Annotated in this window: 16 protein-coding genes; 6 read left to right on the top strand and 10 right to left on the bottom strand. The window is 72.5% G+C overall.

Annotated features, from left to right (window positions below; all coding sequences use genetic code 11):
• The first annotated feature begins 112 nt into the window (after nt 1–112).
• A complete protein-coding gene (locus tag ABD385_RS13735; protein WP_344575466.1) occupies nt 113–1,579 on the top strand; it encodes a sensor histidine kinase in 1,467 nt (488 codons plus the stop codon).
• Nucleotides 1,580–1,765: 186 nt separating this feature from the next.
• Here ABD385_RS13735 and ABD385_RS13730 read toward each other — a convergent pair whose 3' ends face one another.
• Complete coding sequence (locus ABD385_RS13730; protein ID WP_003983230.1) at nt 1,766–2,023, bottom strand: WhiB family transcriptional regulator; 258 nt, start codon at nt 2,021–2,023, stop codon at nt 1,766–1,768.
• Nucleotides 2,024–2,343: 320 nt separating this feature from the next.
• Nucleotides 2,344–3,327, bottom strand: a complete 984-nt coding sequence (locus ABD385_RS13725; RefSeq protein WP_344575465.1) for a diacylglycerol/lipid kinase family protein — start codon at nt 3,325–3,327, stop codon at nt 2,344–2,346.
• Between the two features lie 95 nt (nt 3,328–3,422).
• On the opposite strand from ABD385_RS13725, the gene ABD385_RS13720 reads away from it, so the two are divergent.
• On the top strand, nt 3,423–3,884 hold the full coding sequence (locus ABD385_RS13720; protein ID WP_344575464.1) for a hypothetical protein: 462 nt from the start codon (nt 3,423–3,425) through the stop codon (nt 3,882–3,884).
• A gap of 278 nt (nt 3,885–4,162) precedes the next feature.
• Here the strand turns inward: ABD385_RS13720 and ABD385_RS13715 are convergent, their stop codons facing one another.
• The 4 genes from ABD385_RS13715 to ABD385_RS13700 all read right to left on the bottom strand — a co-directional run bounded on the left by ABD385_RS13715 (nt 4,163) and on the right by ABD385_RS13700 (nt 6,708).
• Nucleotides 4,163–5,128, bottom strand: coding sequence for an RNA polymerase sigma factor SigF (locus ABD385_RS13715; protein WP_344575679.1), 966 nt, complete (start codon nt 5,126–5,128; stop codon nt 4,163–4,165).
• Between the two features lie 43 nt (nt 5,129–5,171).
• Complete coding sequence (locus tag ABD385_RS13710) at nt 5,172–5,585, bottom strand: ATP-binding protein (protein WP_003985353.1); 414 nt, start codon at nt 5,583–5,585, stop codon at nt 5,172–5,174.
• Nucleotides 5,586–5,893: 308 nt separating this feature from the next.
• Nucleotides 5,894–6,382, bottom strand: coding sequence for a GNAT family N-acetyltransferase (locus ABD385_RS13705; protein ID WP_344575463.1), 489 nt, complete (start codon nt 6,380–6,382; stop codon nt 5,894–5,896).
• Nucleotides 6,383–6,447: 65 nt separating this feature from the next.
• Nucleotides 6,448–6,708: a UBP-type zinc finger domain-containing protein gene (locus ABD385_RS13700; RefSeq protein ID WP_344575462.1), complete on the bottom strand. Its 261-nt coding sequence runs from the start codon at nt 6,706–6,708 to the stop codon at nt 6,448–6,450.
• A gap of 66 nt (nt 6,709–6,774) precedes the next feature.
• Between ABD385_RS13700 and ABD385_RS13695 the strand changes: the two genes are divergently transcribed.
• Nucleotides 6,775–8,367 carry a Na+/H+ antiporter gene (locus ABD385_RS13695; protein WP_425585402.1) on the top strand — a complete coding sequence of 531 codons (1,593 nt, stop codon included), beginning with the start codon at nt 6,775–6,777 and terminating at the stop codon, nt 8,365–8,367.
• A gap of 34 nt (nt 8,368–8,401) precedes the next feature.
• On the opposite strand, the gene ABD385_RS13690 is transcribed toward ABD385_RS13695, so the two are convergent.
• Nucleotides 8,402–9,307: a 1-aminocyclopropane-1-carboxylate deaminase/D-cysteine desulfhydrase gene (locus ABD385_RS13690; protein WP_344575460.1), complete on the bottom strand. Its 906-nt coding sequence runs from the start codon at nt 9,305–9,307 to the stop codon at nt 8,402–8,404.
• A 58-nt stretch (nt 9,308–9,365) separates the two neighbouring features.
• Nucleotides 9,366–9,599 (bottom strand): hypothetical protein, encoded by a 234-nt coding sequence (locus ABD385_RS13685; protein ID WP_344575459.1) that lies wholly within the window; start codon nt 9,597–9,599, stop codon nt 9,366–9,368.
• A gap of 107 nt (nt 9,600–9,706) precedes the next feature.
• On the opposite strand from ABD385_RS13685, the gene ABD385_RS13680 reads away from it, so the two are divergent.
• The 3 genes from ABD385_RS13680 (at nt 9,707) to ABD385_RS13670 (ending at nt 11,763) form a co-directional block, all read left to right on the top strand.
• Nucleotides 9,707–10,498, top strand: a complete 792-nt coding sequence (locus ABD385_RS13680; RefSeq protein WP_425585398.1) for a helix-turn-helix domain-containing protein — start codon at nt 9,707–9,709, stop codon at nt 10,496–10,498.
• A gap of 10 nt (nt 10,499–10,508) precedes the next feature.
• Complete coding sequence (locus tag ABD385_RS13675) at nt 10,509–11,426, top strand: glutaminase (RefSeq protein ID WP_344575458.1); 918 nt, start codon at nt 10,509–10,511, stop codon at nt 11,424–11,426.
• A gap of 103 nt (nt 11,427–11,529) precedes the next feature.
• Entirely contained in the window at nt 11,530–11,763 is a 234-nt protein-coding gene (locus ABD385_RS13670; protein WP_344575457.1) for a hypothetical protein, read from the top strand.
• Between the two features lie 78 nt (nt 11,764–11,841).
• On the opposite strand, the gene ABD385_RS13665 is transcribed toward ABD385_RS13670, so the two are convergent.
• Together ABD385_RS13665 and ABD385_RS13660 are read right to left on the bottom strand one after the other, a co-directional pair.
• Nucleotides 11,842–12,246, bottom strand: coding sequence for a VOC family protein (locus tag ABD385_RS13665; protein ID WP_344575456.1), 405 nt, complete (start codon nt 12,244–12,246; stop codon nt 11,842–11,844).
• A 68-nt stretch (nt 12,247–12,314) separates the two neighbouring features.
• Entirely contained in the window at nt 12,315–13,253 is a 939-nt protein-coding gene (locus tag ABD385_RS13660; RefSeq protein WP_344575455.1) for a beta-ketoacyl-ACP synthase III, read from the bottom strand.
• Nucleotides 13,254–13,340: the final 87 nt, after the last annotated feature.

Raw genomic sequence — 13,340 nt, 5'->3', positions numbered from 1 at the left:
GTTTCCCCCGAAATGCCGCACCGCACATTCTGGACTAGACCATTCTGCCGTGTCCATGGCCGTGCAGGCACAACACATACCGTACGCCGGTAGGCTCCCAGGTGTGCCCTCGATGAACGATCTCGTACGCCAGCACACCGCTCTGGGCGACTCCGACCTGGAGTGGCTGCACCTGTTGGTCTCGGAGTGGCAACTGCTCTCCGACCTCTCCTTCGCCGACCTCGTGCTGTGGGTCCCCACCCTCGACGGCACCCGCTACGTGTCGGTGGCCCAGATGCGGCCCAACACCGGACCCACCTCCTACCAGGACGACATGGTCGGCCACCTCGTGCCCCGGGGCCGCCGGCCGATGCTGGACTCCGCCCTGGACGAGGGCCGCATCGTGCGCGAGGGCGACCCGGAGTGGCGCGAGGAGGTGCCGGTGCGGGTCGAGTCGATCCCGGTCCGCCGCGAGGGCCGGGTCCTCGGAGTGATCGCCCGGAACACCAACCTGCTCACCGTACGGACCCCCAGCCGGCTGGAGTTGACCTACCTCCAGAGCGCCTCCGACCTGGCCCAGATGATCGCTGCCGGAACGTTTCCCTTCCCCGGCCAGCAGGTCGACATGGACGCCTCGCCGCGCGCCGGCGACGGACTGATCCGGCTCGACGCCGACGGCGTCGTCCAGTACGCCAGCCCCAACGCGCTCTCCGCCTACCACCGGCTCGGCCTCGCCGCCGACCTCGTGGGCCACCACCTCGGCCAGGCCACCGCCGAACTGGCCCCGGCCCGCGGCCCGGTGGACGAGGCGCTGGTCAAACTGGCCAGCGGCTGGGCCCCGCGGGAATTCGAGGTCGAGGGCGAGGAGGGCGTGATCCAATTGCGCGCCATTCCGCTCAAGCCCAAGGGGACGCATATCGGTTCACTGGTTCTGTTGCGCGACGTGACCGAACTGCGACGCCGCGAACGGGAACTGATCACCAAAGACGCCACCATTCGGGAAATTCACCACCGGGTGAAGAACAATCTCCAGACGGTCGCCGCCCTCCTGCGGCTGCAGTCCCGCCGGATGGAATCCGAGCAGGGCCGCGAGGCGCTCAACGAGGCCGTGCGCAGGGTCGGTTCGATCGCGATCGTGCACGAGACGCTCTCCCAGACGCTCGACGAACGGGTGGAATTCGACGAGATCGCCGACCGGGTGCTGGCCATGGTCGCGGAGATCGCCCCGGGCAAGGTGACCACCCGCCGCACCGGACGCTTCGGCATCCTGGACGCCGAGGTGGCCACCCCGCTGTCGATGGTGCTGACGGAGGTGGTCCAGAACGCCCTGGAGCACGCCTTCGACCAGGAGCAGCACGGTACCGTCGAGGTCACCGCGGTGCGCGGCGGCAGCCGCACCGAACCCCGCCTGCTGGTCACCGTCCAGGACAACGGCCGCGGACTGCCCGAGGGGTTCGATCCGCACCGCACCGGAAACCTGGGGCTGCAGATCGTGCGGACCCTGGTGGAGGGGGAGTTGGGCGGAACGTTCGACATGGTCCGCCGGCCCGAGGGCGGCACCCAGGTGCTCCTCGACCTTCCCGTGCGCGCCGAGAAGTAGCACCGGGGCGGGCGACGGGGCCGCGGGGCGGGCGGGAGGGCCGCGCCCCGGGCACAGCAACAAGCCCCGGACCAGTGTGCGGTCCGGGGCTCAAAGCTATTGCGATGCGATATCGACCGGGCGTCAGCTCCGGGCGGGCATCGAAGGTACTGCGCGCTGCGGCTCGGGGGCCACGGGGCGGTTGGCTCAGGCGCTGGCGTTGCGCGCCCGGTTGCGAGCTGCACGGCGCTTCATCGCGCGGCGCTCGTCCTCGCTCAGACCACCCCAGACGCCCGAGTCCTGGCCGGACTCGAGCGCCCACTGCAGGCACTGCTCCATGACGGGGCAGCGGCGGCAGACGGCCTTGGCTTCCTCGATCTGCAGCAGCGCGGGACCGGTGTTGCCGATGGGGAAGAAGAGCTCGGGGTCTTCTTCGCGGCAAACGGCGCGGTGACGCCAGTCCATGGCTGCTCCATCTCCTCGTGTGACGGGAACGTTGCTTGTGAATGTGAACGCTTTCACGAATCCCTCCACAAGGGAAGGGCCGAAAGCCAGTCAAGGACTGGTGCGGTCCTGTGGGATGAGGAGGAGGATTCGGGCTCTCAAGGGGGCCGGTAAAGCGGCCGTCCCGATCGCCATGAAGAGACTCGCAAACCTCGGCGACGGATACAACCCCTTCCGGAAACTTTTTTTTGATTCCTTGGTGTCGCCTAGCTCACAGCCGTCATTCCAGGGGGTGGAAGCCAGCCTAAACGTTCGAGTGAAAGGACTTTAGGCCCTACTGCTCACACAATCACACGCAGTGCACGGCGTACGCCTGTGAACGTCACACTCGTGCGCAGTCCGAGGTGGTCACCGTCCATCTGAAACGGCAGGGGCACCTGCGAATGCAAGGTGAAGTCGGTGAGGTCGTGGAGTGAGAGGACGTGCTTGCCCCGTGGGCCGCGGTCCGGTGTGGAGGCGAGGAGCTGGGAGGCGTAGCGGGTCACCGCCGGCATCGAGAACTTGTCCAGCGCGAAGAGGTCCAGCGCGGTGTCGAACGACGCCTCGGGGGAGGGGTAGATCGGACGGTTGCCCAGGTAGGACCACGGGGCGGTGTTGCAGATTATGGACATCGCGAGGTTCTCGGTGACCTCGGTGGTGCCCGGTGCGTCGCCCGGCCGTTCGAGCGTGATGGTGCCCCGGCGGCGGTTCGCCTCGCCGAGGAACTGACGCACGACCTGTCGCACGTACAGGGCATGGGTCGAGCGCTTGCCGCGCTCGCGCTGCTGTTCGACCCGGCCCACTACGCCCGCGTCGAAGCCGAAGCCGGCGCAGAAGGTGAACCAGCGGGCCGGCACCCCCTCGTCCGGGCTGCCCGGCGTGCCCGAGGCCAGGCCCAGTCCCACGGTGCGCTCGGTGCGGTCACGCAGCGCGTCCAACAGGGCGCCGGTGGCCTCCACGACGTCGTTGGGCAGTCCCAGGGCGCGGGCGAAGACGTTGGTGGAGCCGCCGGGGACCACGGCGAGCCGGGGGTGCGAGTCCGGGTCGGGGCCGGTCGACAGGAGGCCGTTGACGACCTCGTTGACCGTGCCGTCCCCGCCGAGCGCCACCACCAGGTCGGTCTGGCCGCCCTCGGCGGCCTCCCGGGCCAGGTCGCGGGCGTGGCCGCGGTACTTCGTCTCGGCGACCTCCAGCTTGAGGTCGCTGGCCAGCGCGTGGGTGAGCACCTCACGGGTACGGACACTCGTGGTGGTAGCTGCGGGATTGACCACGAGAAGTGCGCGCATATGCAGCAGCGTACCTACCTGCCGGTACCTGCTTCGCCGCCGTCCACGCTGCGGGCACGCCCGGCCCGGCGGTGACCCGGCGCTACCCTGCTGGGGTGACCAGTCAGCAGAAGCAGTCCCCGAAGCGAGCCGCCGGCACCCCCGCGGCGTCCGAGCCCAAGGGGCCCCGGCCCGCCCGGCTCGGCGCCGCCGCGGCGCTCACCGCCGTCGAGGGCCTGGCCCTGGCCGCCCTCGGCGCGTACATGCTGATCGACGGCATGGTCGGGACGCCCGACAGTCCGCAGCAGGCGGAAATGGGCGGGGTCACGATCCTGGCGCTGGCGGTGCTGCCGTTGGTCGCCGCGCGGGGGCTGTGGCTGCGCCGCCGGTGGAGCCGGGGGCCCTCGCTGATCACCCAGATCGTGGCGCTGCCGGTCGCCTGGACGCTGATCAAGGGCGGCGGCGCACTGATCGCCGCCGGCGGAGCGCTGGCGGTGGCGGCGCTGGTCGTCCTCGTGCTGTTGGTCAATCCGACCGCGACCACGGCGCTGGGCATCGCCCCGCGGGAGACCCCGTAGGACTGAGGCGCGCCGCGGTTTCCTGAGGCGGCCCGGCGCACGCGCACGCATGCATGTGGCCCCGTAGGGGTGGGCCGAACGGATCCCGTACGGGTCGTCGGCGCCCCCTGCGGGGCCACAACGCGGTGGGGTGGGGTGATGTTCCCGATGTCTGGATCGGTGCCGGTGCCGGTGCCGGTGCTGGTACCGGTGCCGGCCGTTGCTTTTACTGGTCGTTGTTGGTGCCGGTCGTTGCTGGTGCCCGCACCAGCAACGTGGCTCGGCCGGTGCCGCCGGTGTTACTCCTCTACCAGCAGCTTGTCGCGCAGTTGGGCCAGGGTGCGGGCCAGCAGGCGGGAGACGTGCATCTGGGAGATGCCGACCTCCTGGGCGATCTGCGACTGGGTCATGTTCCCGAAGAACCGCAGCAGCAGGATCTTCTTCTCGCGCGGCGGCAGGTCCTCCAGCAGCGGCTTGAGGGACTCGCGGTACTCCACGCCCTCCAGCGCCTCGTCCTCGGCCCCCAGGGTGTCGGCGACGGCCGGCGACTCGTCGTCGGTGTCCGGGACGTCGAGGGAGAGGGTGCTGTAGGCGTTCGCCGACTCCAGGCCCTCCAGGACCTCCTCCTCGGAGATCCCCAGGTGCTCGGCCAGCTCGTGCACGGTGGGTGCCCGGCCGTGTCGCTGGGAGAGCTCGGCGGTCGCGGTGGTCAGCGACAGCCGCAGCTCCTGGAGGCGCCGCGGAACCCGGACCGCCCACCCCTTGTCACGGAAGTGCCGCTTGATCTCGCCGACGACGGTGGGCGTGGCGTAGGTGGAGAACTCCACGCCGCGGTCCGGGTCGAACCGGTCCACCGACTTGATCAGACCGATCGTGGCGACCTGGGTCAGGTCGTCGAGCGGCTCACCGCGGTTGCGGAACCGCCGGGCCAGGTGCTCGACCAGCGGCAGGTGCATCCGCACGAGGGTGTTGCGCAGCTCGGCACGCTCCGGGGAGCCGTCGGGGAGCTTGCGCAGCTCGTAGAACATCGCGCGGGCGCCGCCGCGGTCGTGCGCGGCCTGCCGCTCCGCGGGGGACCGGTCCTGGGGCCGGTCCCCGGCAGCCGGCGGATCCTGCTGCTCCGCCTGCCGACCCTGCTGCTCGCTCTGGTCCATGTGGTCCGCCCGCTCCGCCTGCTCCGCCGCGTCCAACCGGCCGCCGTGGTCGTCCGCTCCCATCGGGTGCGGCTGGGCATGCTGCCCGGGGATGACCGCGCCCGCCGCCATCCTCGCGCCGCGTTCGAGATCTTTCACGGGGCCCCCTGTTCGGTCATGACGGTCCGGGACCGGCGCCGCGCTCCTTGTACAGACTGATGGTGACCGTGCGGTCCTCGGCGACGGTGGAATCGACCTTGCCGGCCAGCGCGGAGAGCACCGTCCAGGCGAAGGTGTCGCGCTCGGGAGCGCGGCCGTCGGTCGTCGGGGCCGACACCGTCACCTGCAGTGCGTCGTCGATGAGCCGGAAGACGCAGCTGAGGACGCTGCCGGGGACGGCCTGTTGCAGCAGGATCGCGCAGGCTTCGTCAACCGCGATGCGCAGATCCTCGATTTCGTCGAGGGTGAAGTCCAAGCGGGCTGCGAGGCCGGCCGTGGCCGTACGCAACACGGACAGGTAGGCACCCGCAGCGGGCAGACGGACTTCCACGAAGTCCTGAGTCCCGGGCTCGCCTGCGATCTGGGACACCCTCACCTCCAAGGTGACACAAGCTGGTAGAGCTGGAATGCGTGCTGAAGCTCTTGCGGTTCGCGTTTCTTCGCGTTCTTCGGGGTATCCGTGCCGGGTGGTCCTCCCGCCAGGTGCAAGGAGAACGATCCGGCGCGGCTCGTGGTTCGGCTGTGACGCTATCGCGATCGGCGGGCCGGTGTCGCCCGGAAGGAGCAGGGCAGCCGTCCGGACGGCGACGGCCGACTCACCGGCGCCACGTCTGTTACTGAGTGTAAAACCTCGGGCACGGACGGTGGTAGGGGTGGGAGCCGTCAAATCGAGCCCGATTACGCTCCGTTGGTGGGCGCGGTGTCCGCGAGCGTGTGCAGCGCCTCTCCAGTGAGCCGGAATACCGTCCATTCGTCCATGGGTTGGGCGCCGATGGAACGGTAAAAACCGATGGAGGGTTCGTTCCAATCCAGCACCGACCACTCGAAACGCTGGTAGCCGCGGCGCACGCAGAGTTGCGCGAGGGCCGCCAGCAGCGCCTTGCCGTGGCCGCCGCCGCGCGCCTCGGGGCGGACGTACAGGTCCTCCAGATAGACACCGTGCGTGCCCGTCCACGTCGAGAAGTTCCGGAACCACAGGGCGAAGCCGACCGGCCCGCCGGCGTCCTGCGCGATCAGCGCGAAGGCGGCCGGCTGGGGGCCGAACAACGCCTCCTTCAACTGCGGCTCGGTGGCCGTGGCGGACTCGGCGGCACGCTCGTAGGCGGCCAGTTCGCCGATCATGGCGAGGATGACGGGGACGTCGTCGGGTGTCGCTTCGCGGATCATGCGGCAAGGCTAGACCGGCGTCCCGGCGCGCCCCGAGGGGGTGCCGCCCGGGCCGGTCACGCGCTTCAGACCAGCGCCTCGTCCACGAAGCACCACCGCCACGAGGCGCCCGGTTCGAACGACCGCATCACCGCGTGGCCGGTCTCCTTGAAGTGCCCGGTGGCGTGCTGGTACGGCGAGGAGTCGCAGCAGCCGACGTGGCCGCACACCAGGCAGAGCCGCAGTTGCACCGGGTGGCTGCCGGCGGCCAGGCACTCCAGGCAGGTGGCGCTCAGCGGCGTCGGTTCGGCGCGCGGGAGTTCGGGAACGTGCGTGCACTCGCTCATGATGGCCAGGTTAGATCGCCGGGACGGCCGGCGGGGGAGCGTGGGGACGGTGCGGGCGTGAACGTGATGCCGCTGTTGCTGCTGGTCGCGGGTAGTGCGGGGGTCGCCGGCCTGGCGCGGCGGACCCCGGTGCCGGCGCCACTACTGCTGGTCGCCGTGGGACTCGGCGCCGCATACATCCCGGGCATCCCGGACTACACCCTCAATCCGCACGTCGTGCTGCCGCTGCTGCTGCCCCCGCTGCTGCACACCGCCGCCCTGGACAGCTCCTACCTGGACCTGCGGGCCAACGTGCGGCCGGTGGCGCTGCTCTCGGTCGGCTACGTGCTGTTCGCGACGCTGGCCGTCGGGTACGTCGCGTACCTCGTCGTCCCGGACCTGCCGCTGACCGCGGCGCTCGTGCTGGGCGCCGTGGTCGCCCCGCCGGACGCCGTCGCGGCCACCGCGATCGCCCGCCGGCTGGGCCTGCCGCACCGGATCACGACGATCCTCCAGGGCGAATCGCTGGTCAACGACGCCACCGCGATCACCGCGTACAAGGTGGCGCTGGCCGCCGCCGTGGGCGTCAGCGCCACCTGGGGGCAGGGCTTCAGGGAGTTCGCCGTGGCGTCCCTGGGCGGCATCGGGGTCGGCCTGGTGCTGATGGTGCCGCTGCACTGGCTCCGCCGCCGGCTGCGGGAGTCGGCGCTGTTGGAGAACACCCTCTCGCTGCTCATCCCGTTCACCGCGTACGCCGCCGCCGAGCAGGTCGGGGCGTCCGGAGTGCTGGCCGTCGTGGTCGTCGGCCTCTACCTGGGGCACCGGTCCTGGCAGGTCGACTTCGAGACCCGGCTCCAGGAGGAGGCGGTCTGGAAGATGGTCTCCTTCGTGCTGGAGTCCGCGGTGTTCGCGCTGATCGGGCTCCAACTGCCGGTCGTGCTGCGCGGGCTGGGGGAGTTCAGCACCACCCAGGCGCTCGGCTACGCGGCCGTGGTGTTCGGCGCCGTGGTGCTGGCCCGCTACGCGTGGGTCTTCCCCGCCACGTACCTGCCACGGCTGTTCTCGGCCCGGATCCGGACCCGCGAACCGGACACCACCTGGCGGGCGCCGGTCATCGTCGGCTGGGCAGGGATGCGCGGGGTGGTCTCGCTGGCGATCGCCTTCTCCATCCCCACGACGGTGCACGACGGCGCCCCCTTCCCGGCCCGCAACCTCGTGCTCTTCCTGACCTTCACCACCGTCATCGGCACCCTCGTCGTCCAGGGGCTGACGCTGCCGCCGCTGATCCGGGCGCTGCGGCTGCCGGGCCGGGACGCGCAGGCCGAGACGCTGGCCGAGGCGCAGGCCCAGAACGAGGCGTCCCGGGCCGCCGAGACCCGGCTCGACGCCCTGCTCGAAGACGAGCGCAACGCCCTGCCCGGGCCGCTCGCCGACCGGCTGCGCACCGTCCTGGAACGGCGCCGCAACGCCGTCTGGGAGCGGCTCGGCGCGGTCAACGAGGTGACCGGGGAGTCCGCCGACGACACCTACCGGCGGCTGGCCCGGGAGATGATCGACGCCGAACGGCGGGTCTTCGTCGAACTCCGCGACGCGCGCCGGATCGACGACGAGATGATGCGGACGCTGCTGCGCCGACTGGACCTGGAGGAGGCCGCGGCCTACCGGGAGGGCACCGACTGACCGCCCGCCGCCCTCACGGCCGCCGGGGCGGGCGCTACGGGGTGCCGGTGACCACGGCGGCGACGGTGCTGCCGGGCGGGAAGGCGCCCCGCTCGACCAGCGCCGTCAGGGCGAACAGCAGCTTGGCGACGTAGACGCGCTCGACGGGCAGGCCGTGCCGCTCCTCGAAGGCGTCCGCGAACGCGTCCAGTTCCGGGGTCCGGCGGGCGTAGCCGCCGAAGTGGAAGTCCGCCGCCAGCGACCAGTCGCCGCGCGGCCCGCCGAAGGCCGCATGCTGGAGGTCGGCGACCGCCGCGTGGAGGAAGTGCGGGTCGCCGCCCTTGAGGACCGGGACGCCCAGCGCCCGCTGCCCGGGGCCGAGACCGGCGGCGAGGCCGGCCAGGGTGCCGCCGGTGCCGCAGGCCACCGCGACCACGTCGGCCCGCCCGCGCAGCTCCCGGCCCAGCTCGGTGCAGCCCCGCGCGGCCAGGGCGTTGCTGCCGCCCTCCGGTATGAGGCGGAAGGCCCCGAAACGGTCCCGGAGGGCGGCGAGGAACGCCGGGTCCCGCGCGCGGCGGTAGGTGGCCCGGTCGACGAAGTGCAGCACCATCCCGTCGGCGGCGCAGCGGGCCAGCGACCAGTTGAGCGGGGCCCCGGCCAGTTCGTCGCCGCGGACCACGCCGACGGTGCGGAAGCCGAGCAGCCGGCCCGCGGCGGCCGTGGCGCGCAGGTGGTTGGAGTACGCGCCGCCGAAGGTGAGCAGCGCGCGGTCGCCCGCCTCGGCCGCGGCCCGCAGGTTGGGCGCGAGCTTGCGCCACTTGTTGCCCGGCAGGTCGGGGTGGATGAGGTCGTCCCGCTTCACCAGCAGGCGGACGCCCCGACGGGCGAACCGGTCGTCGTCGACGGACTGGAGCGGGGAGGGCAGGCGCGGGCGGAGTGCCTGGGGGCCGGGACTGGTCACGAGGTGCGAGGGGGAGGGGACGGGGAAGGGGGACGGGGGTGCAGGTTACGGCACGGCGTCAGCTGTGGAGGAAGCCGTCGCCGTGGGCGGAGATGTGGGCTTCGAGCGCGGTCAGGGCGCTCTGGGTGGCCTCGGGGGTGCCGCTGCCGCGGCGCTCGGCGTAGTAGGCGGCACCGAGCTTGCGCAGGAGGTCGCTGCCGGCCCGCTGCTGCTGCAACTCGTCGACCTTCTGCTTGCCTTGCGCCAGTCCCTGCTTGGCCTGTTCCTTGGCGCGGTCGAGAAACCCGGACATTGCTGCCTCCCTGGGGACGGGCCGGTGGGCCCGGTCGGTGTCGGTTCGTCTGCGTAAGGGATCAACGGCGGGGACGGCCGTGCGGTTCCCGTGCCAGGCTGGGGGACGTGGGCGAGGAACGCGACAGGGGTGGGCCGGTTGGCGCATCGGACCCGGCCGTCCGGAGGACCTACCGGGAGCGGGCGTCACGGCTGCCGGGGGCGGTGCTGTGGACCACCACCACGGTGCCGGGGGCGGGGCCGGTGCTGCCCGACGGCTGCACCGACCTGCTGTGGAGCGCGGGCCGGCTGCTGGTGGCCGGACCGGACACCGGGCCGCAGGCCCAGGACGGCGCGGTGCCGGCCGGCACGCGGTGGGTGGGGCTGCGGTTCGCGCCGGGCCAGGGGCCGGCGGTCTTCGGGGTGCCGGCCCACGAACTGCGCGACCGGCGGGTGCCGTTGGAGGACCTGTGGGGCGCCCGGCGGGCCCGGGAGCTGGCGGCCCGCGCGGCGGCGGCCGACGCCCCGGGCGCGGTCCTGGAGCAGGCCGCCCGGGACCGCCTGCGGGCGGCGGGGCGGTGGACCGACGGGGCCGGGGCGGCGGACGGGCTGCCCGGGCGGGACGGGCGGACCGCGGCGATCGCGGCCGGGCTCGGGCGCGGCCGGCCGGTGGCCGAGGTGGCCCGCCTGGTCGGGCTGGGCGAGCGCCAACTGCACCGGCACAGCCTGGCGGTGTTCGGGTACGGGCCGAAGACGTTGGGCCGGGTGCTGCGGCTGGTCCGGGCGCTGGAACTGGCCCGCGCCGGCGTCCCGTACGCCGAGGTCGCGGCGCGGGCCGGCTACGCGGACCAGGCCCATCTGGCGCGCGAGGTGAAGTCGCTCGCGGGGGCCGTGCTGGGGACGTTGCTGCGCGCGGGTTAGCGTGTCCGGTATGGACTACCAGGCCGTTCTTGAAGAGGTAGCGGCCTATGCGAGGCCGTTCGTGGGGCGCGGGCACGTCGCCGACTACATTCCGGCGTTGGCACGGGTCTCCCCGGACCGCTTCGGGATCGCCGTCGCGGACATCAACGGCGACGTCTACGGGACCGGTGACTGGGAGGTCCCGTTCTCCGTGCAGTCGATCTCCAAGGCGTTCTCGCTGGCCCTGGTGATGGCCGGGTCCCACGGGGACGACGACATCTGGCAACGGGTCGGGCGCGAGCCCTCCGGCACGCCGTTCAACTCCCTGGTGCAGCTGGAGTGGGAGAACGGCATTCCGCGGAATCCCTTCATCAACGCCGGCGCGCTGGTGGTGACGGACCGGCTGCTGACCATGACCGGTGACGCCAGCACCTCGATGCTGGAGTTCCTCCAGACCGAGAGCGGCAATCAGGAGCTGGCGTTCGACCAGGCGGTGGCCGGTTCGGAGGCCGACCACGGCGACCGCAACGCGGCGCTGGCGCACTTCATGGCCTCGTTCGGGAACCTGGAGAACCCCGTGCCGAGCGTGATCGAGCACTACTTCTGGCAGTGCTCGATTGAGATGTCGTGCCGGGACCTGTCGGTGGCCGGCGGATTCCTGGCCCGGCACGGGCTGCGGGCCGACGGCAGCCGGCTGCTGGAGGCGCGCGAGGCAAAGCGCATCAACGCGGTGATGCTGACCTGCGGCACCTACGACGCGGCGGGGGAGTTCGCCTACCGGGTGGGCCTGCCGGCGAAGAGCGGGGTGGGCGGCGGCATCGTGGCCGTGGTGCCGGGCCGGTGCACGCTGTGCGTGTGGAGCCCGGGGCTGGACGCCCGGGGCAACTCCGTGGCCGGCATGGCGGCGCTGGACCACTTCACGACGCTCACCGGCTGGTCGATCTTCTAGGCCGGCGCGCCCGCGTCGGCCTAGAAGATCGACCAGCCGGGCGGGCTGGCGTTGTGGGCTCGCAGGCGGCGGCGCATGGTGGGCGGTAGGAGGTGCACCTGCCATGGAGCACGAGATGCGCGCGGAGTACGCGGAGGGCGTGCTGCCGCACGAGGACACGCCGGTCAGGAAGTGGCACATGACCCGGGTGGGCGCGACCATCGCGATGTGCGGTCAGCCGCTGGCCCCGGCCGCCGCCACCCAATCGGCCGGTCGGTGGGGGACGCCCGAGGCGCAGCCGTTCTGCCGCACCTGCGGCGTGATGTACCTGGAGGAGCATCCGCAGGACATCGAGTGACCGAAGCGGCCGTCCCCGTTCGGCCACGGCACTTCTGACGGATCCCCGCGGCGTCGCGGGGATCCGTCGCACGCGCCGCTAGGACAGCGGGGCGAAGAGGTCGACGCCGTGGCCGTCGGGGTCCTGCACGACGGCGTAGCGCTGGCCCCAGTCGGCGTCCCAGGGGGCCTTCTCGCCCGTGTAGCCGGCGGCGGTGAGGTCCGCGTACACCGCGTCGACGTGCGCGGCGTCCGCGCAGGCGAAGGCCAGGCCGGTGGAGGTGCCGGCCGGCGACGGCGTCCAGTCGGGGTCGAGGGCGCGGGCGGTCTCGTGGGTGTCCCACATCAGGCGGAGGCCGCCGGGCAGCTGCGCCTCGGCGTGCGGGGCGCTCGCCGCGCCGTCGGGGACGGTCAGGCCCAGGCGCCGGTAGAACGCCAGGGCGGCGGCCATGTCGGCCACGACCAGGCCGATCGCGTCGAGTCGGGGTACGGGTGGGGTGTTCATGACGGCGAGCGTAGGAGCTGCCGGCGGGCGCCGTCTTGAAGGAATCGGACGCCGCGCCGGCCGGCGCGTCAGGGGACGCGGACGACCTGCCCGGCGTAGGAGAGGTTGCCGCCGAAGCCGAACAGCAGCACCGGGGCGCCGCTCGGGACCTCGCGGCGTTCGACCAGCTTGGCCAGGGCGAGCGGGACCGAGGCGGCGGAGGTGTTGCCGGAGTCGACGACGTCCCGGGCGATGACGGCGTTGACCGCGCCGAGGCGTTCCGCGACCGGCTCGATGATCCGCAGGTTGGCCTGGTGGAGGACGACGCCGGCCAGTTCGTCCGGGCGCAGCCCGGCGCGGTCGCAGACCTTGCGGGCGATGGCGGGCAGCTGGGTGGTGGCCCAGCGGTAGACGGTCTGGCCCTCCTGGGCGAAGCGGGCCGGGGCGCCCTCGATGCGGACCGCGTTGCCCATCTGGGGGACCGAGCCCCACAGGACGGGGCTGATCCGCGGTTCCGGGGAGGCGGTGACGACCGCGGCGGCCGCGCCGTCGCCGACCAGGACGCAGGTCGAGCGGTCGGTCCAGTCGACGACGTCGGTGAACTTCTCCGCGCCGATGACCAGGGCGCGGGTCGCCGAGCCGGCCCGGATGGCGTGGTCGGCGGTGGCCAGGGCGTGGGTGAAGCCGGCGCAGACGACGTTGAGGTCCATCGTGGCGGGCGCGGTCAGGCCCAGCCGGGCCGCGACCCGGGCCGCGGTGTTGGGGCTGCGGTCGACGGCGGTGCAGGTGGCGACCAGCACCAGGTCGATGTCGCCGGGGTCCAGGCCGGCGGCGGCCAGGGCCTTGCCGGCGGCCGCGGCGGCCATCGCGTCCACCGTCTCCTCCGGTGCCGCGACGTGCCGGGTGCGGATGCCGACGCGACTGCGGATCCAGGCGTCGTCGGTGTCGACGATCCCGGCGAGGTCGTCGTTGGTCAGCACACGGGCGGGCTGATAGTGGCCGAGGGCCAGGATGCGCGACCCGGTCATGGTGTCCCCTGCGGTACGTGGAGCGGGCGGTTCCCGGACAGTCTCGCCGGTCGACGCCGCCGGACGGGTGTGCGAACCGCCAACGTT

It is taken from the genome of Streptomyces lunalinharesii, assembly GCF_039532155.1.
GTDB lineage: Bacteria > Actinomycetota > Actinomycetes > Streptomycetales > Streptomycetaceae > Streptomyces > Streptomyces lunalinharesii.
Note: the sequence above shows the minus strand (reverse complement) of the source record. Positions and strands in the feature narration are given on the sequence as shown.

Coding starts and splice junctions, on each gene's coding strand:
- ABD385_RS13695 (WP_425585402.1), top strand. CDS start 6,775: ATGCCGCTGTTGCTGCTGGTCGCGGGTAGTGCGGGGGTCGCCGGCCTG.
- ABD385_RS13735 (WP_344575466.1), top strand. CDS start 113: ATGAACGATCTCGTACGCCAGCACACCGCTCTGGGCGACTCCGACCTG.
- ABD385_RS13715 (WP_344575679.1), bottom strand. CDS start 5,128: ATGGCGGCGGGCGCGGTCATCCCCGGGCAGCATGCCCAGCCGCACCCG.
- ABD385_RS13670 (WP_344575457.1), top strand. CDS start 11,530: ATGGAGCACGAGATGCGCGCGGAGTACGCGGAGGGCGTGCTGCCGCAC.
- ABD385_RS13700 (WP_344575462.1), bottom strand. CDS start 6,708: ATGAGCGAGTGCACGCACGTTCCCGAACTCCCGCGCGCCGAACCGACG.
- ABD385_RS13675 (WP_344575458.1), top strand. CDS start 10,509: ATGGACTACCAGGCCGTTCTTGAAGAGGTAGCGGCCTATGCGAGGCCG.
- ABD385_RS13665 (WP_344575456.1), bottom strand. CDS start 12,246: ATGAACACCCCACCCGTACCCCGACTCGACGCGATCGGCCTGGTCGTG.
- ABD385_RS13660 (WP_344575455.1), bottom strand. CDS start 13,253: ATGACCGGGTCGCGCATCCTGGCCCTCGGCCACTATCAGCCCGCCCGT.
- ABD385_RS13705 (WP_344575463.1), bottom strand. CDS start 6,382: ATGATCCGCGAAGCGACACCCGACGACGTCCCCGTCATCCTCGCCATG.
- ABD385_RS13725 (WP_344575465.1), bottom strand. CDS start 3,327: ATGCGCGCACTTCTCGTGGTCAATCCCGCAGCTACCACCACGAGTGTC.
- ABD385_RS13685 (WP_344575459.1), bottom strand. CDS start 9,599: ATGTCCGGGTTTCTCGACCGCGCCAAGGAACAGGCCAAGCAGGGACTG.
- ABD385_RS13730 (WP_003983230.1), bottom strand. CDS start 2,023: ATGGACTGGCGTCACCGCGCCGTTTGCCGCGAAGAAGACCCCGAGCTC.